31 protein-coding genes are annotated in these 24,612 nt (G+C 66.1%); 15 read left to right on the forward strand and 16 right to left on the reverse strand.

The features are described 5' to 3' along the window. Positions 1–11: 11 nt before the first annotated feature. From OHB26_RS00680 to dxr, 3 genes are all read right to left on the reverse strand, one after another. Positions 12–1,721 carry a TerD family protein gene (locus OHB26_RS00680; protein WP_330182300.1) on the reverse strand — a complete coding sequence of 570 codons (1,710 nt, stop codon included), beginning with the start codon at positions 1,719–1,721 and terminating at the stop codon, positions 12–14. A gap of 163 nt (positions 1,722–1,884) precedes the next feature. Then, entirely contained in the window at positions 1,885–3,087 is a 1,203-nt protein-coding gene (locus OHB26_RS00685; RefSeq protein ID WP_330182301.1) for a M50 family metallopeptidase, read from the reverse strand. Between the two features lie 22 nt (positions 3,088–3,109). After that, complete coding sequence (gene dxr / locus OHB26_RS00690; protein WP_330182302.1) at positions 3,110–4,249, reverse strand: 1-deoxy-D-xylulose-5-phosphate reductoisomerase; 1,140 nt, start codon at positions 4,247–4,249, stop codon at positions 3,110–3,112. A 156-nt stretch (positions 4,250–4,405) separates the two neighbouring features. Here dxr and OHB26_RS00695 point away from each other — a divergent pair, with 156 nt between their 5' ends. Both OHB26_RS00695 and OHB26_RS00700 read left to right on the forward strand, forming a co-directional pair. Further along, on the forward strand, positions 4,406–4,690 hold the full coding sequence (locus OHB26_RS00695; RefSeq protein WP_330182303.1) for a DUF2631 domain-containing protein: 285 nt from the start codon (positions 4,406–4,408) through the stop codon (positions 4,688–4,690). Between the two features lie 121 nt (positions 4,691–4,811). Beyond that, positions 4,812–5,120, forward strand: a complete 309-nt coding sequence (locus OHB26_RS00700) for a hypothetical protein (RefSeq protein WP_330182304.1) — start codon at positions 4,812–4,814, stop codon at positions 5,118–5,120. A gap of 146 nt (positions 5,121–5,266) precedes the next feature. Here the strand turns inward: OHB26_RS00700 and OHB26_RS00705 are convergent, their stop codons facing one another. Both OHB26_RS00705 and OHB26_RS00710 read right to left on the reverse strand, forming a co-directional pair. After that, entirely contained in the window at positions 5,267–5,911 is a 645-nt protein-coding gene (locus tag OHB26_RS00705) for a hypothetical protein (RefSeq protein ID WP_330182305.1), read from the reverse strand. A gap of 262 nt (positions 5,912–6,173) precedes the next feature. After that, on the reverse strand, positions 6,174–6,875 hold the full coding sequence (locus OHB26_RS00710) for a hypothetical protein (protein ID WP_330182306.1): 702 nt from the start codon (positions 6,873–6,875) through the stop codon (positions 6,174–6,176). Positions 6,876–7,106: 231 nt separating this feature from the next. Between OHB26_RS00710 and OHB26_RS00715 the strand changes: the two genes are divergently transcribed. The 5 genes from OHB26_RS00715 to OHB26_RS00735 all read left to right on the forward strand — a co-directional run bounded on the left by OHB26_RS00715 (position 7,107) and on the right by OHB26_RS00735 (position 10,875). After that, positions 7,107–8,087, forward strand: coding sequence for a zinc-binding alcohol dehydrogenase family protein (locus OHB26_RS00715; protein WP_330182307.1), 981 nt, complete (start codon positions 7,107–7,109; stop codon positions 8,085–8,087). A gap of 246 nt (positions 8,088–8,333) precedes the next feature. Further along, entirely contained in the window at positions 8,334–8,834 is a 501-nt protein-coding gene (locus OHB26_RS00720) for a peroxiredoxin family protein (RefSeq protein ID WP_330182308.1), read from the forward strand. 84 nt (positions 8,835–8,918) lie between these two features. Beyond that, positions 8,919–9,281 (forward strand): DUF1304 domain-containing protein, encoded by a 363-nt coding sequence (locus OHB26_RS00725; RefSeq protein WP_330182309.1) that lies wholly within the window; start codon positions 8,919–8,921, stop codon positions 9,279–9,281. Positions 9,282–9,286: 5 nt separating this feature from the next. After that, positions 9,287–9,856 carry a TetR/AcrR family transcriptional regulator gene (locus OHB26_RS00730; RefSeq protein WP_330185441.1) on the forward strand — a complete coding sequence of 190 codons (570 nt, stop codon included), beginning with the start codon at positions 9,287–9,289 and terminating at the stop codon, positions 9,854–9,856. Positions 9,857–9,873: 17 nt separating this feature from the next. Next, positions 9,874–10,875 (forward strand): Gfo/Idh/MocA family protein, encoded by a 1,002-nt coding sequence (locus OHB26_RS00735; RefSeq protein WP_330182310.1) that lies wholly within the window; start codon positions 9,874–9,876, stop codon positions 10,873–10,875. Positions 10,876–10,890: 15 nt separating this feature from the next. Here the strand turns inward: OHB26_RS00735 and rlmN are convergent, their stop codons facing one another. Then, complete coding sequence (gene rlmN, locus OHB26_RS00740; RefSeq protein WP_330182311.1) at positions 10,891–12,003, reverse strand: 23S rRNA (adenine(2503)-C(2))-methyltransferase RlmN; 1,113 nt, start codon at positions 12,001–12,003, stop codon at positions 10,891–10,893. Between the two features lie 175 nt (positions 12,004–12,178). Here rlmN and OHB26_RS00745 point away from each other — a divergent pair, with 175 nt between their 5' ends. Beyond that, on the forward strand, positions 12,179–12,502 hold the full coding sequence (locus OHB26_RS00745) for a LapA family protein (RefSeq protein ID WP_330182312.1): 324 nt from the start codon (positions 12,179–12,181) through the stop codon (positions 12,500–12,502). 232 nt (positions 12,503–12,734) lie between these two features. Here OHB26_RS00745 and OHB26_RS00750 read toward each other — a convergent pair whose 3' ends face one another. Next, a complete protein-coding gene (locus tag OHB26_RS00750; RefSeq protein ID WP_330182313.1) occupies positions 12,735–13,304 on the reverse strand; it encodes a nitroreductase/quinone reductase family protein in 570 nt (189 codons plus the stop codon). 147 nt (positions 13,305–13,451) lie between these two features. Between OHB26_RS00750 and OHB26_RS00755 the strand changes: the two genes are divergently transcribed. Then, on the forward strand, positions 13,452–14,069 hold the full coding sequence (locus OHB26_RS00755; RefSeq protein WP_330182314.1) for a TetR/AcrR family transcriptional regulator: 618 nt from the start codon (positions 13,452–13,454) through the stop codon (positions 14,067–14,069). A 9-nt stretch (positions 14,070–14,078) separates the two neighbouring features. Here the strand turns inward: OHB26_RS00755 and OHB26_RS00760 are convergent, their stop codons facing one another. The 4 genes from OHB26_RS00760 to OHB26_RS00775 form a co-directional block, all read right to left on the reverse strand. Further along, complete coding sequence (locus OHB26_RS00760) at positions 14,079–14,996, reverse strand: phosphatidate cytidylyltransferase (RefSeq protein ID WP_330185442.1); 918 nt, start codon at positions 14,994–14,996, stop codon at positions 14,079–14,081. 327 nt (positions 14,997–15,323) lie between these two features. Beyond that, positions 15,324–15,881: a ribosome recycling factor gene (gene frr, locus OHB26_RS00765; protein ID WP_330182315.1), complete on the reverse strand. Its 558-nt coding sequence runs from the start codon at positions 15,879–15,881 to the stop codon at positions 15,324–15,326. A gap of 36 nt (positions 15,882–15,917) precedes the next feature. Then, complete coding sequence (gene pyrH / locus OHB26_RS00770) at positions 15,918–16,652, reverse strand: UMP kinase (protein WP_067567919.1); 735 nt, start codon at positions 16,650–16,652, stop codon at positions 15,918–15,920. A gap of 134 nt (positions 16,653–16,786) precedes the next feature. Beyond that, positions 16,787–17,680 (reverse strand): helix-turn-helix transcriptional regulator, encoded by an 894-nt coding sequence (locus OHB26_RS00775; RefSeq protein ID WP_330182316.1) that lies wholly within the window; start codon positions 17,678–17,680, stop codon positions 16,787–16,789. 106 nt (positions 17,681–17,786) lie between these two features. On the opposite strand from OHB26_RS00775, the gene OHB26_RS00780 reads away from it, so the two are divergent. From OHB26_RS00780 to OHB26_RS00795, 4 genes are read left to right on the forward strand one after another with little or no spacing between them, the layout of a single operon-like run. After that, positions 17,787–18,671, forward strand: coding sequence for an NmrA/HSCARG family protein (locus OHB26_RS00780; RefSeq protein WP_330182317.1), 885 nt, complete (start codon positions 17,787–17,789; stop codon positions 18,669–18,671). A gap of 9 nt (positions 18,672–18,680) precedes the next feature. Continuing rightward, positions 18,681–19,208 (forward strand): cupin domain-containing protein, encoded by a 528-nt coding sequence (locus OHB26_RS00785; RefSeq protein WP_330182318.1) that lies wholly within the window; start codon positions 18,681–18,683, stop codon positions 19,206–19,208. Positions 19,209–19,265: 57 nt separating this feature from the next. Further along, positions 19,266–19,667, forward strand: coding sequence for a hypothetical protein (locus OHB26_RS00790; RefSeq protein ID WP_330182319.1), 402 nt, complete (start codon positions 19,266–19,268; stop codon positions 19,665–19,667). 4 nt (positions 19,668–19,671) lie between these two features. Beyond that, entirely contained in the window at positions 19,672–20,013 is a 342-nt protein-coding gene (locus OHB26_RS00795; protein ID WP_330182320.1) for a hypothetical protein, read from the forward strand. Between the two features lie 95 nt (positions 20,014–20,108). On the opposite strand, the gene tsf is transcribed toward OHB26_RS00795, so the two are convergent. From tsf to OHB26_RS00815, 4 genes are all read right to left on the reverse strand, one after another. After that, entirely contained in the window at positions 20,109–20,933 is an 825-nt protein-coding gene (tsf, locus tag OHB26_RS00800; RefSeq protein ID WP_330182321.1) for a translation elongation factor Ts, read from the reverse strand. Positions 20,934–21,036: 103 nt separating this feature from the next. Further along, entirely contained in the window at positions 21,037–21,897 is an 861-nt protein-coding gene (gene rpsB / locus OHB26_RS00805) for a 30S ribosomal protein S2 (protein WP_330182322.1), read from the reverse strand. Between the two features lie 225 nt (positions 21,898–22,122). After that, positions 22,123–22,452 (reverse strand): DUF202 domain-containing protein, encoded by a 330-nt coding sequence (locus OHB26_RS00810; protein WP_330182323.1) that lies wholly within the window; start codon positions 22,450–22,452, stop codon positions 22,123–22,125. Then, complete coding sequence (locus tag OHB26_RS00815) at positions 22,449–22,883, reverse strand: YidH family protein (RefSeq protein WP_330182324.1); 435 nt, start codon at positions 22,881–22,883, stop codon at positions 22,449–22,451. Before OHB26_RS00815 ends, OHB26_RS00810 begins: the two co-directional genes overlap by 4 nt. A gap of 156 nt (positions 22,884–23,039) precedes the next feature. Here OHB26_RS00815 and OHB26_RS00820 point away from each other — a divergent pair, with 156 nt between their 5' ends. Together OHB26_RS00820 and OHB26_RS00825 are read left to right on the forward strand one after the other, a co-directional pair. Continuing rightward, a complete protein-coding gene (locus OHB26_RS00820) occupies positions 23,040–23,552 on the forward strand; it encodes a M23 family metallopeptidase (protein WP_330182325.1) in 513 nt (170 codons plus the stop codon). 25 nt (positions 23,553–23,577) lie between these two features. Then, the gene (locus tag OHB26_RS00825) at positions 23,578–24,093 is read left to right on the forward strand and encodes a DUF1990 family protein (protein WP_330182326.1); all 516 of its coding nucleotides are present in this window, start codon (positions 23,578–23,580) and stop codon (positions 24,091–24,093) included. A 116-nt stretch (positions 24,094–24,209) separates the two neighbouring features. Here OHB26_RS00825 and OHB26_RS00830 read toward each other — a convergent pair whose 3' ends face one another. Further along, positions 24,210–24,581 (reverse strand): hypothetical protein, encoded by a 372-nt coding sequence (locus tag OHB26_RS00830; RefSeq protein WP_330182327.1) that lies wholly within the window; start codon positions 24,579–24,581, stop codon positions 24,210–24,212. Positions 24,582–24,612 lie beyond the last annotated feature (31 nt).

Consider the following 24,612-nt stretch of genomic DNA (forward strand, 5'->3'; position numbering starts at 1 on the left):
CCACACCCGGCTCAGATGCGGGCTCCCTTCTGCTGATTGCATTTGCGGCAGAGGATCTGCAGATTGTCGACGCTGGTCGCGCCACCCTGACTCCAGGGGATGACGTGGTCGAACTCCAGATAGCGGTTGTCGCCACACTGTTGGCATTTGCCGCCGTCGCGCTGCCAGACACGGGCCTTGACGTCCTGCGGGACGGCGCGAGAATCACGCTGGCCGGGGGCCAGGACGAGGCGTTTTGCCACGCGGAGGGCACCCTCGAGGATGGCGGCGACGTATTCTGCGTCGGGGACGCGGTAGCTGCCGCCGCCGCGAGCGGTGGTGGCCTGGATGACGACGGTGTCGTACTCGTGGCGAATGGCGACCATTTTCGCCCAGGTCAGCTCGGTGCCCGCGGTATCGCCGACGAAGCGGAGCTTCTTACTGCTGGCGATCAGCCGGCCGGGAGTCTGTTTGGGGCCGTTGGCGAGATAGCGGATCTGGGTGGCGTTCACATCCAGATAGAGCAGTTCATCGGCCTCCAGGTGTAGGCCGGGACGCTCGATCAGGGGCAGATCGCCGACCTTGACCTGTGTCAGGGCCCGGCCGCGCAGCATCCGCTGACGCAAGCCCTCGAGGTGCTGGGCGGCCTGGGACAGATCGGTGACGGCCCGCAGGATGGCGACGGTGCGGTCGAAGTCGGCCAGTTCGCTCTCGTCGATCTCGCCGTCCGCGAAGGCGAAGGCCACCACCCGCTCGAGATGGGCGACCGCCAGCGGGCGCAGCGCTTCGCGACCGGTGGCGTCGCTGATCATGTGAAAGCGCAGCTGCCCCCACACCTCATCCCACGCCGGGCCGTGCGGGCCGCCGGAGGTCAGTACCTGCCACACCTGCCCACGCCACGCGTCCAGCAGACCGTTGACCTCGGACTCACACCAGCGGCAGGCACCGGGGCCGCCGAAGCGCGGCACATGCTTGGGACGGCCGCAGCGCGGACAGGTGGCCGGATCGTTCGCGGGGAACGACTGCCGGTAATCCTCGGTCCACACCGAGCCACTCCACCAGCGCAGCCGCGTGGAATCGCCTGGGGCGGAATACCATCCGACGGGAATGTCGGAGGTTGCCGGTGATGCGGGAACAGCTGAGGCTGACAGCGACGGAGCCGGAACGGCCGCCGATGCCGGAGGCGGAGCCGGTGAAGTCGCGATTGACGGCGGAGTCGATTCGACGGGCGGCGCTGTCTGCTCGTCGTCGACCTCGACGCCGAATTCCTCTGCGAGGCCGCGTAATCCACTGGCCCAGCCCTGGCCTACGGCGCGGAATTTCCAATCCCCGTTGCGGCGGTAGAACTCGCCCAGCACCATGGCGGTCACGGCGTCGGAGCGCTGCAGCGGGTAGCGGAGCAGGACTCCGCCGGTATCGCGCACGGTCAGGGTCAGATTGTCGACGTCCCGAAATGAGCCCTGCTCAACGGATCCCGCGATGACTACCTTATCGACACCGGGTTCGATGGCCGTCAGCGCCAGGTGCAGGGTGGCCCGGCCGAAGCCGGAGTCCTCCAGCACCACCGCACCGGAGGGATGGCGGGGCGCGTTGAAGAAGACGAAATCGTCATTGCCCCTGATCTTTCCGCTCGCGGCGAGGAGTAGCGCCTGCGGATCCACCTCGCGGCCCGCGCCCCACTCCAGCACCAGCGATACCGCGGCCGAACCCACCGGCGCGTTCGCTCCACGCGTCAACTCCACGACGCAACACCGTTCTCTCTCGCCCAGAAAATGTCGAGACATCCACTGCGCCAGGTAGTTCGGTGACAGCTATCCCCACCCCGAGCTCAACGGCTGCCCCGGAGCAACCTTACCCACGGCGACCGACAACACGCTTCGGCCACCGGAGTATCGGCACGATCCGTCAGGGGAAGAGCTTGACCGGGTTCACGATGTCCGCGACGAGGGTCAGAACCATGTATGAACCGCCGAGCACCACGACCACGTAGGTTGCCGGGAGGAGCTTCAGATAATCGACCGGCGGGCCGTCCGGCAGACCCTTGCGGCCGCGCAGCACATTGCGGATCTTCTCGTAGATGACCACGGCCATATGCCCGCCGTCCAAAGGCAGCAGCGGCAGCAGGTTGAACGCGCCGAGGAAGAAGTTCAGGCTCGCCAGGGTCAAGACGAACAGGGACCACAGGCCGTGCTCGGCGGTCTCGCCACCGATCTTGCTGGCGCCGTAGACCGAGACCGGGGTCTCCGGATCGCGCTCGCCGCCGGTCACCGCATGCCACAGATCGACGACCTTGGCGGGCATCTGCGCCAGCGATTGCACCGTGCGGACACCGATTTGACCGGTGAACGCGGCCGAGGCCGGAATGGCGGCGAGGAAATCGTGCTTGACGGGCAGGTACTGGTCCTGGCCGACGCCGATCTTGCCGACCGTCTTGGGCGCACCATCCTTCACCGGGTAGACCACCGACTGCTCGGGCGTGACCGGGATGGTGAGGGTCTGGCCGTCGCGCTTGATGGTGTACGTGAAGGTGCCGGTCTGCTTCTGCGTCTGCGAGGTGAAGTCCTCCCAGGTCTTGACCGGTGTGCCGTTGACCGCGGTCACCAGATCACCGCGCCGCAGGCCCGCGCGCTGGGCGGGGCCGTCACCGGTGCACGGGCCGTACGTCTGATCGGGGTTCTGCGCCTTCACACAGCTCATCGAGCCGAGCTGGGTGGCGGGCGGCTGATCGAAGCGCGGCAGTCCCCACACCACCGCGAGCAGCATGATGAGCAGGAAGCCGAGGAAGAAGTTCATCAGGATGCCGCCGGACATGACGACCAGCCGCTTCCAGGTCTTCTGCCGGTACATCGCCCGGTCCAGATCCACGGGATCGAGTTCGTCCAGGGCGGTCATACCCGCGATATCGCAGAAACCGCCCAGCGGCAGCGCCTTCACACCGTATTCGGTCTCACCGCGCGTGGTGGACCACACCTTCGGGCCGAAGCCGATGAAGTAGCGGCGCACCTTCATGCCGGTCGCCTGCGCCGCCCACATGTGGCCGCACTCGTGCAGCGCGACCGACACGGTGATACCGAGGGCGAACAGTGCGAAGCCGATCGCGTAGACCATGCGGTATCGAACCCTCCTGCAGTCAGCCGCGCACGATCGTGCGCGCGGTCTCTCGCGCCCACGTATCGGCCGCGAGCACCTCGTCCAAGGTACTGGGTTCGGCCGTCCAGCGGTCGGCGGACTCCACGACCCGCGCGACGGTGCGCACGATTTCGGGGAAGCGGATGTGGCCGTCCAGGAAGGCCTGCACGGCGATCTCATTGGCGGCGTTGTAGACCGCGGTCACGCAGCCGCCCGCCATACCGGCCTGCCGCGCCAGGTCGATGGCCGGGAAGACCTCGTTGTCGACGGGTTCGAAAGTCCAGGTCGAGGCGGTGTTCCAAGCACAGGCGGTGGCAGCGCCGGGCACCCGGTCCGGCCAGCCCAGGGCCAGTGCGATGGGCAGTTTCATATCCGGCGGACTGGCCTGAGCCAGGGTCGAACCGTCGTAGAAGGTGACCATGGAGTGCACGATCGACTGCGGGTGCACGGTCACTTCGATGCGGTCGTAGGGGACGCCGAACAGCAGATGCGTCTCGATCAACTCGAGGCCCTTGTTCACCAGCGACGCCGAGTTCAGCGTATTCATCGGACCCATGGACCAGGTCGGATGCGTCTTGGCCTCGGCCGGATTCACCGATTCGAGCATCTCCGAGGTCCAGCCGCGGAAGGGCCCGCCCGAGGCGGTGAGCACCAGGGCCCGCACCTCTTCGGCGCGACCGCCACGCAGGCACTGTGCCAGCGCCGAATGCTCGGAGTCGACCGGCACGATCTGGCCGGGCTTGGCGGCGCGGGTCACCAGCGAGCCGCCCGCGACCAGCGATTCCTTATTGGCGAGCGCGAGCCTGCGGCCGGAGTGCAGCGTCTCCAGGGTCGGCGCCAACCCGAGCGAACCGACCAGTGCGTTCAGCACCACATCGGCATCGGTGCGCCGCACCAACTCGGTCGCCGCATCCGGACCCGCCAGCGCCACACCGAGTTTCGCCGCCGCGGCCGCATCCGCGACCGCCACGTTCCGAGTCCCCGTGGCCGCGATCTGCTGCGCCAGCAACTCGGTATTACCGCCCCGAGCGGCCAATCCCACCACCTCGAACCGGTCGGGATTGGCGGCGATCACCTCCAGCGCCTGGGTACCGATCGAACCCGTGCTGCCCAGCAGCAGAACCTTCACAACGTCGGACACCCGCTCATTCTCCCTTGTCCGTAATCCGCTGTCGCCACCCCTGTCCGGGCGGTGGGTGCGGTGACATGCCGCCCTGCCGTCACCCTGCTGGCTACGACGCTGGGTCGTATGCCACGATATGGGCGAGTATTCGATTCGAGCCTATAAGGAGCGAAAGTGGCCGCCACGGAACTGGAATCCGTCCACAGCGCCGATGTCGTCACCAAGGTCGACACCGCCGAGGTTCCGTCGGCAGCGTGGGGCTGGAGTGGCGAGTCGCGCCGTACCTTCCGCACCGCCGGCTGGGTCGTCGTCCTCATCCTGCTCGGCATGCTCTTCGAGGGCCCGCAGGGCGCCTCGTCGGGCAGCGGTCACACCGGATACATCTTCCTGATCGTCTTCGCGGTCGGACTCGCGGGCATCCTGATTCGCGACTCGCTGCTGCACAAGAAGCCTCGCTAGGTTCTCACCTGCGCTAATACCCGGCCTCGCAAAGTTTTTCGCGGGGCCGTGGTCGTTTCCTCTTGAACATCAGGCAAACTCGATTCGGCAAACCCGCCAACGAGTTTCCGGGAGTAAACGTATGCGCAAGATCCTGCCCTCCACCCTGCTGGCCGCGTCGGCCGTCGGCGCCCTGCTGGTGCTGCCCGCCGGCACCGCGACCGCCCAGTCCCCCGCCTGCGCTCAGGTCGCCGATGTGCTGGGCGGCGTCACGGCCCTCGGTCCCGACCACGACCTGGAGGTCCGCGTGGCCGACCAGCTGCTGGCCATCGATGCCGGCGGCCAGGAGCGCACCGCCATCGCGCAGTACGCCGACGCGCTGAAGAACGGCGATGCGGCGAGCATCGGCAACGCCACCATCATCCTCAACGGTGTGTGCGCGCAGTCCTAGTCTCCGGACATCCGCAGCGACTTCGGGCCGGATCGCAGTACGCGATCCGGCCCGAAGTCTGTTGCAGCGCAACTGATCACGGCGCGGAGATATCTGTTGCAGCGCAGCCGATCACGGCGCGAAGATATCTGTTGTGGCGAGGGTTATCACGGCTGCGAGATGCGGCTGAAGAAGCCGATACCGACGCCGATGGCGGCCGGAACACCGGTCAGCACCAGGCCAGCGGCGGCACCCAGCGGGATACCGACCAGGGCGCCCGCCATGCAGCCGCCGATCCAACCGGGCAGCAGCACCGGGGTGCCGAGGAACGCGCCGATGGCGCAGCCGCCGATACCACCGATGAGGGTGCCGACCATGGTGCCGATGGCGGTGATGACACCGAACTGCGAGGAGGCGGCCGAGAAGGCGGCGTCCTGATCGGCCTGGCTGGCCACATTCTGCAGCGGCAGATCGGCCGGGTGAGCGGCGGCCGGATCCATATTCGGGGTGAGCGTGGCGGTATTGCCGTCGATCTGGGCCGCGATCGGGAAGGCCAGACCGTCCTTGATGAAGTTCAGCGGGAAGGCCGTGACCAGACCGCCCTGCGGATCGCGCACCTGGAACTGATCACCCTGGGTGGTCAGGGAGCCGATATCGGTCTTCAGAACCACGGACGCGCCTTCGATCTTGGCGTCGTAGTGGATGGCCGAGGCCTCCGGGGCGTCGGCGGGGGCGGCATAGCTGGTGCCGGCGGTGATACCGAGGGCCGCGATGGCCAGGGCCGAGGTGGCGGCGAACTTCTTGAAACGCATGACTTCTCGTCGCTTTCTGCAGCGGGCGGGACCCCTGTCTTGGGGAGCAGGTCCTCGTCGAGCACCTGAGAAGAAGCATCGTTTCAATGTGTTGCCGTGATGTTGCCGAACTATGGCAACGATGGGTCGTCAAGCACGTTTCGGTTACAGTTCATGTTCAAACGGTCTTTTCAGGCCGGTTTAAGCAAACTTCCAGTACATGACTAGGGCCCGTACCAATCCTTGGATCGGTACGGGCCCCTAGTGGTTCAGAGCGGTTCTACTACTGGTTCGCGGGATCGTTGATGCGCTGGAAGAACCCGATGCCCACGATGATCGCGGCCGGAACGCCGGTCAGCACCAGGCCAGCGGCGGCACCCAGCGGGATACCGATCAGCGCGCCGGTGAAGCAGCCGCCGATCCAACCCGGCAGCAGTACCGGGGTGCCGAGGAACGCGCCCAGCGCGCAACCGCCGATGCCGCCCACGAGGGTGCCGACCAGGGTGCCGACGGCGGTGATGACACCGAACTGCGAGCCCGCGGCCGATACCGCATCGTCGAATGCCTTCTGCTGCACGACCTGATGCACCGGCAGATCGGCGGGGCGGGCGGCGGCCGGATTCACATCCGGGGTCAGCACGGCGCGCAGGCCGTCGATGGCGGCGTGGATCGGGTACTGCATGCCGTCCTTGACGAACCCGAGCGGGAACGCGGTAACCAGACCGCCCTTGTTGTCGAGCAGCTGGAACTGGTCATCCTCGGTGGTCATGACACCGGCATCGGTGGTCAGCACGACCGAATCGCCTTCGATGGCGGCATTCCAGTGAATGGACGGGACCAGGCCGTCGACCGCCTGGTTGAGGCCGCCGACAATGTCGGGAACCGCGGGAAGAGCGGGAGCGGGAGCTGCGTGAACGGTTCCGGCAGTGATGCCGAGAGCCGCGATAACCATGGCCGATGTTGCGGCAACCTTGCTGAACTTCATCACTTCGTTTGCTTTCCTTGCTCGAACACTGACGGGAATTCGGTTTCAGGGCCTTTCAAAGCTCCCTAGTCAAGTGTCCAGGAATAAGTTACTGATAGGTAGCTAAGAAAGCGTATTGATAGCGGAAGTCACTGACCGTGCGGATATGTGACCCGGGCGACCCATCCGCTCCTCTCGACCGCGGGGCGCGGTCCATACTGTTCGCATCCGACCAAGATCGAAAGGTGTGGAATGGCCGAGACCATGCGTGCCGTCGTTCTCGATGCGCCGGGGCCTCCCGAGGCCCTGCGAATTCGTGATCTTCCGATTCCCGTACCCGCACCCGGACAGGTACTGATACGGGTGAAGGCGTTCGGTATCAACCGCTCCGAACTGCACACCCGGCTGGGATTGGCCGAGGGCGTGGTCTTTCCGCGCGTACTCGGCATCGAGGCCGCGGGCATCGTCGAGGCGTGCCCCGGCGGCGAGTTCGAGCCCGGACAGCAGGTCGCCACGCTCATGGGCGGTATGGGCCGCACCTTCGACGGCGGCTATGCCGAGTACACGTGTGTGCCCGCGGGACAGGTGATTCCGTTCCGGAGCGAACTGCCCTGGGCCACCCTCGGCGCGATCCCGGAGATGCTGCAGACCTCCTACGGCTCACTCACCGTCGGCCTGGACGCCCAGCCCGGTCAGTCGATTCTGATTCGCGGCGGCACCTCCTCCATCGGCATGTGCACCACGGTGCTGGCCAAACAGCGCGGTATGACCGTGCTGGCCACCACACGCAATCCGGACAAGACCGAGGCGCTGCATAGCATCGGGGTCGACCACGTCCTGCTGGACAAGGGCGAGGTGGCGCCCGCCGCCCGCGCGATCATCGATGGCGGTGTGGATGTGGCGCTCGAACTCGTCGGCACCCCGACTCTCCCGGATACCTTGCGCGCCACCCGTTTCCACGGCGTTGTCTGCTTCACCGGCATGCTGTCGAACCAATGGACGGTCGAGAACTTCTATCCCATCGGCTACCTGCCACGTGGGGTCCGCCTCGCCGGTTACGGCGGCGAGGCCGGTGATCTGCCCGCCGCGGTTCTCCAGGACTTCCTGGATGCCGTCGCCGCCGGGACAGTGATCGTGCCCATCAGCGAGGTCTTCACCATGGACCGGATTCAGCAGGCACACAGGATTATGGAATCCGGCAGTGCGACAGGAAAACTCGTCGTCACCACCTGATTCCGCTAGTACATGCAGCCCGCGACCTCCGGATAGTCACAGCGAGAAGTCGTCGGGTCCGGGCCGGAGTCCTGGACATAGTGCAGAAGCTGTCCGTTCGGGCCGGTGGCGCACGCCATTTCATAGGCGTGCTGATGTCCCACGCACGCGACATAGTGAGTGCATTTGGTGGGGTTGCGCTACCCTCGGCTTCCCGCACCGCTGCCCCTCGACCGCACCGCTCTGATAACGGTGACTGTCGCCGTAGTGACAGTTCAACTCTGGCAGGGCTCGGCGCTGCGCCGACTACGACGCGAGCGGGGCGTCCCCGTTCCCACCGCGTCGACGCCCAGCCAACTCCCGATCGGGTCGCTCGCACCGGGATTCACGCTCCCCGCGGCGCTCGGAACACCGGCGAGCCTGCGCGATCTGCTCGCGAGCGGTCATCCTCAGATCCTGCTCTTCCTGCATCACGGTTGTGGCCCGTGCCGCCAGTTGGCCGATGAATTGGCGTCCTGGACAACCAAACTCGACGGCCGCGTCGACCTCACCGTTATCGGCTCGGGCACCCTTGCCGACAATGCGCTCTGGTCCGAGGAGTACGGCCTTACCCGCTACCTGGTCCAGGAGTACCGGGAGGTGGCCGACCGTTACGCCGTTCGCGGCACCCCCACCGCCATCGAAATCTCCTCGGACGGTCGAATCGCCACCGGCCAAGCCTTCGGTACCGCCGCCATTCGCACGTTGCTGGAATCCGCCACCGGCTGAGGTACGGGGTTGGCCCCGCCTACGTGCTGTTATGAACAACTGTCTATAGTATTTAGACAACCGTTCATTAACTGAGGAGGGCTCATGGGGACCGTTGCCGTCGTACTGGTCGCACTAGTGGCCGCGCTGCACGCGTACATCCTGGTGTTGGAGATGTTCCTGTGGGACAAGGCGCCGGGACGGAAGTTGTCCGGATTCGATGCCGAGATGGCGGTCGCCACCAAACCACTGGCCGCGAATCAAGGGCTCTACAACGGATTTCTGGCGGCCGGCCTGGTGTGGGGTTTGATCCTGGGCGGCGATGCCGGACATGACGTGCAGGTGTTCTTCACACTCTGCGTGGTGATCGCGGGCGTCTACGGTGCTCTCACGGCGAATCGGCGAATTCTCTTCGCGCAGGCCCTACCCGGCGCGTTGGCGCTGGCCGCGGTTCTCATCGCCGGGTGAGCGTTATGGGGGACCCGCGGGCCGAACGCACTCGCGGCAAGCTGCGACAGGCGCTGTTCGACGAGTGCGCGGAACGGCCGCTGGAGCAGGTGAGCGTATCGGCGGTGGTACGGCGGGCGCGAGTGAGCCGGGGGGCGTTCTATCTGCATTACCCGGATCTCGAGACCCTCGCCGTGGATGCCTGCGCGGAGGTGGTCCGCGATGGGGTGGAGGCGCTGCACGCCTGGCGCGGAATCCCCGATCCGGATACGCCGCCGGGCGCTCTGCTCGATTTCTTCCGCGTCATCGAACACAGTGCCGCGCTGTACCGAACCCTGTTGCGCCCCGGCGGTTCCGGGCCGTTGGGTGAGCTGCTCCACCGCGAACTGCGCGAACGCTCCAGACAGGAGCGGCTGCTGATCGATGCCCCCGCCGCCGATCTGATCGCCTCGGCGGTGGCGGGCACCTTCACCGGTGTGCTGGCCGACTGGTTGCACGGTCTGATCGACGCCGATGCCGATGCGGTCGCCGCGCGGGTGTGGCGGCTGCTGATCGCACTGCACCGCACCTCGCCACCTCCCCCGGGCCACCGATAACCGGTTACGGTGGCCTGATGAACGAACCCGCGATCTCACCGCTGCGCATCGGCATCCTCGGCGCGGCGCGTATCGCACCCGCGGCTCTGATCAACCCGGCGAAGTCGAATCCGGAGGTCCAGGTCGCGGCGGTCGCCGCCCGAAACACCGCCCGCGCGAAGGCTTATGCGAACAAGCACGGTATCGCCCAGATCTACGACGACTACGACGAACTCGTCACCGCACCCGACCTCGACGCCGTCTACATCCCGCTGCCGAATGGCTTGCACGGCAAATGGACTCGCGCCGCGCTCGCCGCCGGCAAGCATGTGCTGTGTGAGAAGCCGTTCACCGCCGATGCCGCCGAAGCCCGCGAAATCGCGGACCTGGCAAAGGATTCCGATCGCGTGGTGATGGAGGCATTCCACTACCGCTATCACCCATTGACCCTCGCGGCCGAAAACATCATCGCCTCAGGAGAATTGGGCAAACTCCAACGCGTTGAAACCGCCTTCTGCTTCCCGCTTCCCCGGTTCTCCGATATCCGCTACAACTACGACCTGGCCGGCGGCGCACTCATGGACGCGGGCTGCTACGCGGTCCACATGGCGCGCGTGCTCGGCGGCGAAACCCCCGAAGTCACCGCGGCACAGGCGAAAGTCCGCGACCCCCGCATCGATCGCGCCATGCGCGCGGACCTGCGCTTCCCCAGCGGCCACACCGGCAGCATCCGCTGCTCCATGTGGTCCTCGGACATCCTGCGCGTCAGCGCCCGCGTAATCGGCGACCAGGGCGAACTACATATCCTCAACCCCATCGGCCCCCAACTCCCCCACCGCCTCACCGTCCGCTCCCCCCACGGCAAGCGCACCCAACGCTTCACCCACCGCCCCACCTACGCCTTCCAATTGGAAGCCTTCGCCGCCGCCGTCCTACGCGGCGAACCGGTGAAAACCCCACCCGAGGATGCGGTCGCCAATATGACCGTCATCGACGCCATCTACGAAGCCGCGGGCCTACCCCTGCGTCGGCCCAGCTGAGCCAGCGGTATTCGACTAGCCTTCGGCGGCGAGTTGGCCGCAGGCGGCGGCGATTTCCTGGCCTCGGGTGTCGCGGACGGTGCAGGGGACGCCCTGCGCCTCCACGCGGCGGACGAATTCGCGCTCGACGGGTTTCGGGGAGGCGTCCCATTTGGAGCCCGGGGTCGGGTTCAGGGGGATCAGATTCACGTGGACTCGGGAGCCGAGGGCCTTGTGGAGCTTCTGGCCCAGCATGTCGGCTCGCCAGGGCTGGTCGTTGATGTCTCGGATCAAGGCGTATTCGATGGAGACTCGGCGGCCGGATTTGTCGGCGTAATACCTTGCGGCGTCCAGAACTTCGGCAACGGACCAGCGGTTGTTGACCGGGACCAGGGTGTCGCGGAGTTCGTCGTCAGGGGTGTGCAGGGAGACGGCGAGGGTTACGGACATGTTCTCGTCGGCCAATTTGCGGATGGCGGGGGCCAGTCCGACGGTGGAGACCACGACGCTGCGCTGGGAGATGCCCAGGCCGTCGGGGGCGGGCGAGGTGATGCGGCGGACCGCGTTCACCACGCGCTTGTAGTTGGCGAGAGGTTCACCCATGCCCATGAAGACGATGTTCGACAGGCGACCCGGACCACCCGGGACCTCACCGTCGCGCAGGGATGCGGCGGCGGCGCGCACCTGGTCGACGATTTCGGCGGTGGAGAGGTTGCGGGTCAGGCCCGCTTGGCCGGTGGCGCAGAACGGGCAGGCCATTCCGCAGCCCGCCTGGCTGGAGATGCAGAGGGTATTGCGGTCGGTGTAGCGCATCAGGACGCTCTCCAGGAGCGTGCCGTCACCCGCGCGCCACAGCGTCTTGCGGGTGCTGCCGTCATCGCAGACCACATGCCGGACCTCGGTCAGCAGCGGCGGGAACAGCGCCTCGCCGACCTTGGCGCGCATGGCCTCGGGCAGATCGGTCATCTGGGCCGGATCGGCGACCAGACGACCGTAGTACTGGCGCGCGATCTGATCGGCGCGGAACTTGGGGAGCCCGAGCTCCTCGACGGCCGCCTTGCGTTCCTGCGGATCGAGGTCGGCGAGATGCCGGGGCGGCAGGCCACGGCGGGGGGCGTCGAACACGAGGGGCACGGGGATGGCAGTCATAGCCCTTCCAGTGTTCCATCCGAACAGCCGTTTCGGGCGTGCGGGGTGCGATGCGCTCATCACATTCGCCGTGAGACCGGCAACAGTGCGCTGGCTAACACTCAGCAGAAACGACATATAGCCGATAAGGGGCAATATGCGTGCAACGGTCATAGCAATCGGCAATGATAAAGCAATGACCGCTGACGCCGCACCGACCGCCGGGTCTGAGCCGACCCCGAATACCGGGAACACCAAGAACAAGGGCCAGGGCGTCCTCAAAACCCGCGCCGGCTACGCCTGGGTCGGCCTCGTCATCGCCGCCCTGCTCGGCATCGTCGTACTGATCTTCATCCTGCAGAACCTGGAACAGGCGCATGTCACCCTGTTCGCCTGGGATTGGAACCTGCCAATCGGCGTACTGGTGCTGCTCTCGGTGTTCGCCGGCGCGCTCTTCACAGCACTCGTCGGCGGCTACCGCATTCTGCAGCTGCGCCGCGCCACCAAGAAGCACGGCTGACCGCTACCACACTCCCGCCAACAGCAGATCGTCCGCGGACTTACGGTATTGCCCAGGGGCAGTACCGTATTCGCGTTTGAACGCCTTGCCGAAGGCATACTCCGAGCCGCCCCGGTACGACGGGCCACACTCGCGAGCGGCGCATCGGTATCGCGCAGCAGCCAGGTCAACGAACGCGGACGGCAACATGGAGTCCAGGCGATCCACGATGCCGCCGTGGCCGCCGACTCCGCTACCCGGCCAGCGCCTCGCCCCGACGGTCGAGTCGAACGTGCACGGTCAGTAGATCGGCGCCGAGCACGCGCACATTGAGCGCATTGAACGCGCGCAATGGATGCCAGGCGATGATGCGCCGCTGCCGGGCGAGCGGATCATCATCGGGCATGACGGTGGCGAGGCCCGGCACCCAGCGATAACGCAGCCCGATGCGCAACCGCACCCGCACGCGTGGATCCTGCTGAATATTGCGGACGTATCCGGCGCGAGTGCCGTGTTCGGCAATGATCCAGAACGAGTTCCCCTCGCGGCCGTTCCCCACCGGGACCCGGCGAATCTCGCCGGTCCGACGTCCCCGAGTCTCCAGAATCGCCAGTCCGAGCGGGTTCACCCCGATGGCGAGCAACATACGCATCAGCGGATTGACGGTGTACCGCTGCACCGTCCGGATGATCAGCACCTTCGCCCGTCGACTGTGGCACGTGAGCGCCAACAACCCGAGGTAGACCGCACTCTGGACGAGCGAGGCGATGGGGCTCTGACCCGGCAGCAGCACGAAGGGCCCCCATACCAGCACGTTCGCCACGATTGTTCCGGTAAGCAGGCCACGCGGCACGCGGAACCCAGGAACTTTGATCGGCACCATGGCCAATTCCCTTCGAGCACAATGAGATTTAAATAGCACATCCATGCTAACACCATCATGCTAGTACGGCGATGCTACATTGAACCCATGCCGAAGACGGTGGACCACGAGGCGCGCCAGCGCATACTCGCCGATGCCGCCTGCACGGTGATCGCACGCAACGGACTCGCCGGCACCACCCTGGCCGATGTCGCCACGGAGTCGGGCTGGTCGATCGGCTCCATCCGGCACTACTTCCCGAACAAAGACGAGCTGATCGCCGCCGCGCTATGGCGAGTGGGAGAGCGCGTCGACGACCGCATTCGGCGCCATACCGCCGGGGGCATGCGCCTGGCCGATCTGCGAACCGCCGCACTCGAATTGCTCCCACTCGACGCCGCACGGCGCGAGGAGGCAACAGTCCACCTGGCATTCATGGCTCAGGCCGCAGTGGTTCCGGCATTGGCGAACGCGGCCGAAGAAGCGGTCCGGCGACTACACGAACCACTCGCGAAGCGCATCGCGCATGCCATACGAACGGGCGAGCTGCCGGGGCATTTGGATGCGGAAAAAGAAGCGACCCGCCTGCGGCTGCTCTTCGACGGGCTGGCGGTTCAGCTTGTGACCACACCTCGGCGGAAGTCGACGGACTGGGCGCTGGAGGTCTTGGACGACCACCTCGCCGCTCTCACCCGGTCCCCCGGTCCGTCGAAACCCCGGAATTGACGCGACGATTCAGAGCAGGGCGGTCAGGACCAGCCAGGCCACGAAGGCTGACGGGAGCATGGAGTCGAGGCGGTCCATGATGCCGCCGTGGCCGGGGAGGAGGGTGCCCATGTCTTTGATGCCGAGTTCACGCTTGACCTGGGATTCGATGAGGTCGCCGCTGGTGGCCACCAGGACGAGGGCCACTCCCAGCAGTACGCCGATCATCGAATTGGCTTGCAGCAGCAACGTTACGGTGAGCAGACCGCCGATGACGCAGAAGACCAGGGAGCCGCCGAAGCCCTCCCAGGACTTCTTCGGACTGATGTGCGGGACCATGGGATGCTTGCCGAACAGGACACCGGCGATATAGCCGCCGACATCGGAGCAGACGACCAGGATCATGAAGGTCAGGACGCGCAGGTTGCCGTCGTCCTCGGTCAGCATGAGGACGGCGAAGGCGGCCAGCAGCGGAATCCAGGACAGGGTGAACAGGCTGATCGCGGTGTCGCGCAGATAGTTTCGCGGGGTCGCGCGCAGGCCGTGGTCGAACAGTCGCCACACCATCACCGTCAGGGCGGTGGCGCCGAACGCGCCGAGTACACCCTGCGGGCCGAACGGCCAGGCCAGCCAGATGATCGCCTGCCCGCCCAGCAGCAGTGGGATGCGCGGGACCAGGACATCGGCCTCGCGCAGGCGCTTGGCGACCTCCCAGGTGGCGACCGCGACGGCCGCGGCGATAACGCCGATCAGGACCTTGGGGGCGAAGAGCAGAATCGCTATGAGCGACAGGCCCAAACCGAAGCCGACACCGAGGGCGGCGGGCAGATTACGGCCCGCCTTCGACGCGGGCGCGGGCGGCTCCGAAGCGGATGGCGAACCGGCGGCGGCGGACTCGGCCCCGGCCGGACCGGACGACGACTGCGAACCAGCCGCGGCGAAACCCACTCCGGTGGCGTCGGATCCGGTTCCCAGGGAATCGGATGACGTGGGGGAAGCAACAGCGCCCTGCGGATCAGCCGCTCCCCGCGAACCGGCGTCCCGCTCTCCCCCGCCCGTACTCGACTCGGACCCCGGCGTACCCGGTGTGGCGGGCACCGACCCCGCGGTGCCCTCGCGGGGCGGCGTCACCGCACCGGTGGCGGCAGTTTCTTCGGCCACGATTGTCCTGTCGCTCACTTGTCGTCCGTTCGTCCCTACCCCCGGTCGGCGCCGCCGACCGTCCGTACCAGATGCCGAGTCGCCGTACCGGGATTCGAAGCGCCCGCGAGGCCGTCAGACCTCGAGCAGCTCGGCTTCCTTGTGCTTGACCAGTTCGTCGATCTGCGAGACGTACCGGGCGGTGGTCTTGTCGAGATCCTTCTCGGCGCGACCGACCTCGTCCTCACCCGCCTCGCCATCCTTCTGGATGCGCCCCAGCTCTTCCATGGCCTTACGGCGCACATTGCGAATGGAGATCTTCGCGTCCTCGCCCTTGGACCGCGCCTGCTTACCCATCTCCCGGCGCCGCTCCTCGGTGAGCTGCGGGATGGACACCCGGATGATGTCGCCGTTATTGGTCGGGTTCACACCCAGATCCGAGTTGCGAATCGCGGTTTCGATGGCACCCAACTGCGACTGCTCATACGGCTTGATGATCACCATGCGCGGCTCCGGCACGGTGATGCCGGAGATCTGGGTGATGGGTGTGGGCGACCCGTAGTAGTCGACAACGATCCGGGAGAACATGCCCGCATTCGCGCGACCGGTCCGAATGGCACCCAGGTCGTCTTTCGCCACCGAGACGGCCTTCTCCATCTTTTCCTCGGCGTCGAAGAGCGCTTCTTCAATCACGGCGTTTCCTCCACAGCGTCATTCGTTCTTCGGTGGTCACGAACGGACCAGCGTGCCGATCTTCTCACCGGCGACCGCGCGGGCGATATTGCCCTTCGTCAACAAATTGAACACCAGCATCGGCATCTGGTTGTCCATGCACAAGCTGAACGCGGTGGCGTCGGCCACCTTCAAACCCTGTTCGAGCACCTCTTTATGGGTGATCTCGGTGAACATGGTCGCGTTGGGATCCTCGCGCGGATCGGCGTTGAAGACACCGTCGACGGCCTTGGCCATCAACACCACCTCCGCGCCGATCTCCAGCGCACGCTGCGCCGCGGTGGTGTCGGTGGAGAAGTACGGCATACCCATACCCGCACCGAAGATCACCACGCGCCCCTTCTCCAGATGCCGCTTGGCGCGCAGCGGGAGATACGGTTCGGCGACCTGACCCATGGTGATGGCGGTCTGCACGCGGGTGTCGATACCCTGCTTCTGCAGAAAGTCTTGCAGCGCAAGACTGTTCATCACGGTGCCGAGCATGCCCATGTAATCGGAGCGGGCGCGTTCCATACCGCGCTCCTCCAACTCCGCACCGCGGAAGAAATTGCCGCCGCCGATGACCACGGCGACCTGGACACCGTCCTCGACGACCTCGGCGATCTGCTCGGCAACCGCCTGCACCACATCGGGATCGAGACCGACCTTGCCACCACCGAACATCTCGCCACCCAGCTTGAGGAGCACTCGGCGATAGCCCTTGCGGTCTGGGGCCGTATCCGGGTCCGTCATCGGTCTCCTTGTCCTCGGCGGTGATGCGTAACCACGCACATGAAAAGACCATCCCGGCGCATGAAACCACACGGGACGGCAACAAACTTCTGTCTATCCTGCACCACGCGCGGGTACGACGGTGCGGCGACCCTCTATACCGTGCCCGAATTCGTGACATTGGGCGAATGCCGCGCACCGGCCAGCAGAGTCGCCATCCGGGCGGCGGCGATCTCCCCGGTCGGGACCTGAACGACCATGAGCAGGCACGGGTTCTCCACCGGGCGTAATTGGAAGAGCTCCAACTCGATCACGCCCACCTCCGCGTGCTCGACGACAATGGTGCTCGGGCGGAAACGGCGGATCGGGTACTCCGACCACCAGCGGCGGAACTCCGGACTGGCCTCGCTCAAATCGGCGACCAGCGTGGCCAATGCGGGATCGCCGGGACGGCGGCCCATCGCCTCGCGCAGTTGACTCAGCACCGCCCTGGCGGCGAATTCCCAGCGCGGCATGCGGTCGCGATTATCCGGATCGGTGAACATCATCCACAGCAGATTGCGTTGCCGCGGCGGCAATTCCATCGGATCGTGCCGGACCCGCGTGTAGGCGCTATTCCACACCAGATAGTCGAAATCCGCGGCGTAGATGACGGCCGGATTCGGCATCGACGCATCCACCAAGCGCTGCAGGCGTTTCCGGTCGGCATCATCGGTGCGGTCGTAGGGTGCGGCCAGGCCCGCCAGGAAACGCAGATGACTGTGCTGATCCGGATCCAGGCGCAGCGTGCGCGCGAGGGCGTCGATCACCTGCGCGCTGGCCGCCACATCGCGGCCCTGCTCCAGCCAGGTGTACCAGGTCAGGCCGACACCGGAGAGTTCGGCGACCTCCTCGCGGCGCAAACCCGGGGTGCGCCTGCGGGCCGGATCGCCGTACGGCGCCAAACCCACATCCCCCGGTTGCAGTTTGGCCCGCCGGGCGCGCAGGAACTCGCCGAGTTGGGCGTGCCTGCTCGGAATCGGTCCGGGATTGCCGTCGCCACTTACCATTTCGTCTTCCCCCGCGCTGAGACTATGGGTAGCAGTATCGCCACCAGGACAGATCCGCGCGCGAGTTCCTACCGTGATCCTCAGATCGAGAACATGGGGAGTCGACGTGAACGAGCACAACGGACCGGTACTGGTCATCGGGGCAACCGGCAAGCAAGGCGGGGCAGCCGCCCGAGCACTACTCGAAAGAGGTTGGGAGGTAAGGGCTTTCGTCCGAGATCCGGAGTCACCCAAGGCCGTCGCGCTGCGCGAGGCCGGGGCGCGGCTCGTCGTCGGCGATCTGGAGGACGAGGATTCGCTGCGGGCGGCCCTGGACGGCGTCTACGGCGTCTTCCTCATGCTGACCATGATGTCCGGGGTCAATATCAGCCTCGAGGCCGTCGCCGCCGAAGAGCGGCACGGGCGCACCGTCGCCGACCTCGCCGCGAAAGCCGGTGTCGCACACCTGGTCTACAGCTCGCTCAATGGCGTCGACGCGGGCTCGGGCATCGAATACTACGACGCCAAAGAGCACATCGAGGATTACATTCGCACCCTCGGCCTGCCCTTCACCGTGCTGCGGCCGGTGTCGTTCATGGATAATTTCGCGACCTACAACAAACCCGCCCGCGACGGTGACAATCTGACGCTGGCACTGGCCATGGCACCCGAAACACCGATGGCACTGATCGCCGTGCACGATATCGGCGAATTCGCGGCAATCGCCTTCGAGCGGCCGGACGAATTCCTCGGCCGCACCCTCGGTCTCGCCGGAGACGTCCTCTCACCGGTTCAGATCGCCGAAACCTTGGCCGCGACAAGCGGATTGACCCCGCGCACCGTCCAGATCCCGATCGAACAACTGCGCGCCTTCGACGAGCAGGTGGCCAAGATGTTCGCCTGGTTCAATACCCACCCCGCCCCCGCCATCAACGTCACCGCCTTGCGCGCCCTCCACCCCGGCCTGATGACCCTCGCCGACTGGGTGCAGGCCACCGACTGGAAACTCTGAGGAGCCACCATGACCGACGGATTGCTGGCCGGAAACGGCCTACTCCTGCCGCCCGGCGCGGGCGATAAGGTCCAGCCCACCATGACCCTCAAGGTCGGCGCGGAGCGCTCGGATATCTGGTCCGCCTTCGAAGCCCAAGTCCCACCAGGCTTCGACGTCGGCGCCCACTGGCACGGCCACGCCGAGGAGATCTTCTACGTAGTCGAAGGCGAACTGGATCTCCTGGCCTTCCACCCCGCCGCCGACCCCATCGGCGACTGGACGACCTGGCAAGCCGAAGACGGCATGACCGTATTCCGCGGCAGCCCAGGCGCTTTCATGCACGTCCCGGCGGGCTGCCCACACGCCTTCTACAACCCCGGCACCGCAATCGCCAAAATGCTCTTCCTGGTCACCCCCTCCGGCCATGAGAAATACCTCGCCGAACTCAGCGAACTACTCCTGTCCGGCGAAGCAACCCCGGACCTCATCGCCGAATTGCGGCTGAAGCACGACATTCACCAGCTGACAGCCCTACAGAGTCGCCCGGTCGGATGATCCGGGGGAATTGCCGAAACACAGTCTGAAACATATGCATTTCGCTAATGTGCGGGTATGAATCTCACACATCGGACCGGCGCGTTCATTGCCGGCCTGACAATCGCGGCGGGACTGATGGCAACCGCGGGCCAAGCCTCGGCGGATATCCCCCTTACCCCGGCCGCCGACACTACCGCCAACACCAGCGTCGACGGTGGTCCGTTCGACAGCCCCATAGGCTCCGCCGCCGGTTCACTCGGCGCGCCCCTGGTCAGCTTCAGCGGCTGGGCGCAGGCCAACAACCTGCCCGACTTCAGCTCACTCAGCGCGGCTGCCAGCGGAAGTTCCGCGGTGCAAGCGATCTGGTTCCCGATCCTCAACGGCATCATCACCGTGGTCTGCGGTGCGGACTCGGCGAGCGGCGGCGGGCTGTGTCAGTCCGGCTCGGGCCATGGCAACAACCAGCAGGGCGGCTGATCATATGGATTCGACATCTCGAATCCGAGGCGCGGTCGCAGGGCTCGCGGTCGCCGCCACGCTGGTGGCCGCCGCAGGGTCGGCCGCCGCGGATGTGCCATTGGACGCCGCGCCGGTGGTCACCGCCGACAACATCTACACATCCGGCGAAACCATCAACCTCGGTTCGGTCACCATCCCGCGAACCACCGATCTGCTCAGTTCACTGAGCGCCGCGGCTTCCAACAGCCACCCACTGGGTGATATCTGGAAAGCCTTCGGAAACGCGGTGCTCGTGCCCTTCCTCATCGCCTTCGGAAGTTCGTGCCAAAGCGCAGGGCATTCTTGCAACCAGCAGGGCGGCTGAGCGGAGCCGCGTCGAAAGCGCAGCGGTACACGGCAAAGGCCCCTCGCTCATCGGAATCCGATGAGCGAGGGGCCTTTTCAGGTTTGGCAGGCGAATTACGCCTGGCCGACCTCGAAGCGGGAGAAGGCGGTGACAACGGCACCGGCCTCGTCCAGGAGCTGCTTCACGGTCTTCTTGTTGTCGGTGACCGACGGCTGCTCCAGCAGGACGACGTCCTTGTAGAAGCCGTTGACGCGACCTTCGGTGATCTTCGGGAGGGCGGCCTCGGGCTTGCCCTCTTCGCGAGCGGTCGCCTCGGCGATCGAACGCTCCTTCTCGACGAGGTCGGCGGGGACCTCTTCGCGGGTGACGTACTTGGCCTTGAGCGCGGCGACCTGCATGGCGGCGGCGCGGGCAGCCTCGGCGGCGGCTTCGCTGTCACCGGTGTACTGCACCAGCACGCCGACGGCGGGGGGCAGATCGGTGGCACGCTTGTGCAGGTAGGTCGCGACCGGGCCGTCGTAGGAGACGACGCGACGCAGCTCGAGCTTCTCGCCGATCTTGGCGGCCAGCTCCTGCACGGCCTGATCGGCGGTCTTGCCGCCCAGGTCGACAGCCTTGAGTGCGTCCAGGTCGGCCGGACGAGCCTTCGCGGCAGCCGCGACGACAGCGTTGGCCAGCTCCTGGAACTCCGCGTTCTTGGCGACGAAGTCGGTCTCGGAGTTGATCTCGATCAGCACGCCGTCGAGGGCGGTGACCAGACCTTCGGCGGTGGCGCGCTCAGCGCGCTTGCCGACGTCCTTGGCGCCCTTGATGCGCAGGATCTCGACGGCCTTCTCGAAGTCGCCGTCGGTCTCCTCGAGCGCCCGCTTGCAGTCCATCATGCCGGAGCCGGTGAGGTCGCGAAGCTTCTTCACGTCAGCGGCGGTGTAGTTCGCCATGTCGGGCGAGCCTCCTCAGTGTTGGTCTGTGGTGGTCACACCTTGCCGCCCGCTTCCGAACAGGAAGGGGCGGCAGGGTGAACGAACGTCGTTAGGACGCGACTCAGAAATCAGCCGGGGTGGAAGCCGGGGGAACCTCGGCAACCGCGGCCTCAGCGGCGGTCTCGACGGCAGGAGCCTCGGCCTCGGCGGCCGGGGTGGCCGAAGACAGCAGTTCCTGCTCCCACTCGGCGAGCGGCTCGGCGGCCTCGGGCTTCGAATCGCCACCGGCACGCGAGGCACGAGCCTGCACGCCCTCGGCGACGGCGGAAGCCACAACGCGGGTGAGCAGCGCGGCCGAACGGATCGCGTCGTCGTTACCCGGGATCGGGTAGTCGACCAGGTCGGGATCGCAGTTGGTGTCCAGGATCGCGATGACCGGGATGTTCAGCTTGCGAGCCTCACCGACGGCGATGTGCTCCTTGTTGGTGTCGACAACCCAGATGGCCGAGGGAACCTTGGCCATATCCCGGATGCCGCCCAGGGTGCGCTCGAGCTTGTTCTTCTCACGCGTCAGCATGAGGATTTCCTTCTTGGTGCGACCCTCGAAGCCACCGGTCTGCTCCATGGCCTCGAGCTCCTTCATACGCTGAAGGCGCTTGTGCACGGTGCCGAAGTTGGTGAGCATGCCGCCCAGCCAGCGCTGGTTCACGTAGGGCATGCCGACGCGAGTGGCCTCGGCCGCGATCGACTCCTGGGCCTGCTTCTTGGTACCGACGAAGAGGACGGTGCCACCGTGGGCGACAGTCTCCTTGACGAACTCGTAGGCCTTGTCGATGTAGGTCAGCGTCTGCTGCAGATCGATGATGTAGATGCCGTTGCGGTCGGTGAAGATGAAGCGCTTCATCTTCGGGTTCCAGCGACGGGTCTGGTGTCCAAAGTGGGCGCCGCTGTCGAGCAGCTGCCGCATTGTTACGACGGGCATGGCCTCGTAACCCTTTCATTGCTGGTTGACGCAGGGATCGGCGATCTCTGCCCTGGCGCCCACGGCCACCGGAACCTCCAACTGAAAATCTGGGGGACCAGCCGACGACCCTCGATGTGGGCGCGCGAAGTCGGGTTGCGTTCAAGCAAACCGCTGGATCAGTTTACGGTGCCGTCATCCGAGACCGAAATCGGCCCCGCGCGCAACCCGCTGGCCTGGGGATACTCACTTTCCCAGGACGGCGTATTCGACCGTGAGCACCATCGCGACCAACGCCACCGCGACAATCGAGACGGTCACCGCGCGAATACCTCGCGCGCCATTGTTCCAGTCGCCCTTGCGATGTGAATGCAGTACTCGACCGCGGCGCACACACACCACCGTGACCACCAACAATGCGATACAGGCGAAGAATTCGGCCACCGTCACCGCAGGCCAATCACTGTCGAAACCGGCTTTGAGGAAGAGCACCGCGTTGGCCATGGCCGCGATCGCGGTGCGCCGCCAGGCCAGAGCGGTGCGCTCGGCCGCGAGACCCGCCTCCGGACCGGTCACGACAGCAGCAGGCCGATGCCCGCGAGCACCGCGATCACCGCGATGCCGCCGGCCAGAATCGGGACCATCAGCGTGCGCGGGAGCTTGTCACCGCGCTCCATCGACGCCTGCACATGCCGCCAGCGACCGTACGCGCCGACCGCGATAACGCCCGCGAGCACGATGCAGCTGACAGCAACCGCCGAACGGACTCCGTGATGGCGGAAGGGTTTCACGAGTTCATGCACCGCGACGCCACCCGCGAGCAGGCCCAGCGCGGTGCGCATCCAGGCCAGGAAGGTGCGCTCGTTGGCGAGGGTGAAACGGTAGTCGAGCTCCTGCTCATGGACCTCGGTGAGCTCTTCGATCCGGGCTTCGCTGTCGGCGATCCCTCGTTCGACAGCGGTCTCGTCCCGCTTCGCGGGATTTCCGGACGGCTCGGCGGAGCCCATCTGCATTCTCCTTCGTTTTTGCGGGTGAGCTGGCGAATAGTGCCTGGTACAGCAACTTTCGAGGATTTCAACCATGCGGTATTCACAAGGCGCGGAGTATCCACATTCGCCGTTCACGGTAGTCCGGGGACAGACGCGGACGCGCACAGTGAACGCATGCGCCTGATCGTGTCGATCGCCCTCGGCTGGTTGCCCCTACTGCTGCTCGGACCGGTGCTGTTCGCACCGGAATGCCTCGCCGCGCCGACCGGATTCGACTGGCCGCTACAACCTCGACCGGCGGTGGTGCGCGGATTCGACAAACCGGAGCGGAACTGGCTGCCGGGGCATCGCGGCGTGGACCTGGCCGGATCCCCGGGACAGCAGGTGCTGGCCGCGGCTGCTGGCACGGTGGTCTTCGCCGGAACGGTCGCGGGCAAACCGGTGCTCTCCATCGACCATCCCGGCGGACTGCGCACCACCTATGAGCCGGTGACGCCGTCAATTCCGGTGGGGCGCACGGTGAATCGCGGTACCGCGATCGGGACCCTCGATCGCGGTCACAGCGGCTGTCCGGTGAGTGCCTGCCTGCACTGGGGATTGCGCCGGGGACGCGACTATCTGAATCCGCTGGGCCTGATCCATCAGACGCCTATCCGGCTCAAACCCCTGACACCGACCACCGGATGAAGAACGATGGGGCCAGGATGTAGGAATGTCGCACGAGTCCGCTTCAGCCCCATTCACCTACTCCGATGTCGGAGCCACCGGTGGTGAATTCCCACCGGGGTACGACCATTTCCGGCTACGCCGCCGAATCGGTTCGGGGCGGGCGTTGTTCGACAAGGCCGGATCGCAGCTCCTCGCATACGAAATGCAGCGTGGGACCGGCATTTTCGTTCAGGCGAGTACGCCGAACGCCGAACCCGGCACCGAATTGAGTGTCCGGCTCGGGTTCGGTCCGTTCGGGATCACCGCCCCGTGCCGTGTGGTCTATGTCCTCGATGAACCCAACCGACGCGGCTTCGCCTACGGCACGCTTCCCGGACACCCGGAGAGCGGAGAGGAGTTGTTCGCCGTCGAATACGACCCCGCCGATGACTCGGTCCACGGCATGGTCGCGGCCTTCTCCCGCCCCGGCACCTGGTACACCCGGGTAGGCGGCCCGGTCGTCCGAATCATCCAGCGCTGGTTCGCCGCTCGCTACATAGCAACCCTGCGCCCGCGCTGATACAGCCGATGTGCGGGTAATGCCGCAGTGGCCTTCTCGACTATCACCAGCGTGAATACCTGCGCGGTCGTTGACGGGACGGATGCGACGCCGAGGGATCGCGGTCGGCTCTTTCGCTAGTCCAGATGTCCGGCGAGGGCGTCCGCTTCGGCGCGGAGCGCGGCGGCTCGGTCGGCTCCTCCGGTCAGGGACTCGTATTCCGTTGCGGCGGTGCGGCGCTCGTCGACCTCCGACTGGACGATGGCCGCGATATCGGCTTCGGTGAGGATGCGGCGAGCACGCTCGGCGGTGCCCAAACCGACGGCGCTGGTCTCGATCGCGCCCGCGTGAACATCGGATGCGTCGACGGCCTCGGCATTGTCGATCGCCCCGAGCGCCGATCGAAGTGCGGCGGTGGCACTTCGATCGCGCGCCTTCATGGCCACCGGGAGGGCAGCGCGCAGGCGATCACGCAGGGGCGGGACTTCGCTGGGGCGTTCGGTCGTCATGATCATCGACGCTACGTGCGGCGGCGAGCTT

The organism is Nocardia sp. NBC_01503, from assembly GCF_036327755.1.
GTDB lineage: Bacteria > Actinomycetota > Actinomycetes > Mycobacteriales > Mycobacteriaceae > Nocardia.